The sequence below is a fragment of the Peribacillus sp. SIMBA_075 genome (assembly GCF_046534585.1).
The window spans coordinates 1-260 of sequence record NZ_JAWRYN010000905.1 but is presented as its reverse complement, the minus strand read 5'-3'; the positions used below and the strand labels follow the sequence as shown (position 1 = coordinate 260).

Below are 260 nucleotides of genomic sequence, written 5' to 3'. Positions count from 1 at the left end.
ATATAAGGCTTGAAGCATAAATTTTTGAATTCCTTAGTGCCAGTGCTACAATGATTGAAAACTACATGTTAATGAGGTGTTTCTATGAAAATTGAAGTATGGTCAGATTTTGTATGCCCATTTTGTTACATTGGGAAACGTAGATTAGAAATGGCTTTAGAGCAATTCCCACATAAGAAGGATGTTGAAGTTGAGTTTAAAAGTTTTGAATTAGACCAAAATGCTCCAATCTATTCTGGAACAAGTATTAATGAAGTACT

1 protein-coding gene is annotated in these 260 nt (G+C 32.3%); it reads left to right on the top strand.

Annotation, left to right across the window (positions count from 1 at the left end; genetic code table 11):
• Positions 1 to 84: 84 nt before the first annotated feature.
• The coding region (locus SB775_RS30880; protein ID WP_410865073.1) for a DsbA family protein at positions 85 to 260 on the top strand (176 nt) is incomplete at its 3' end.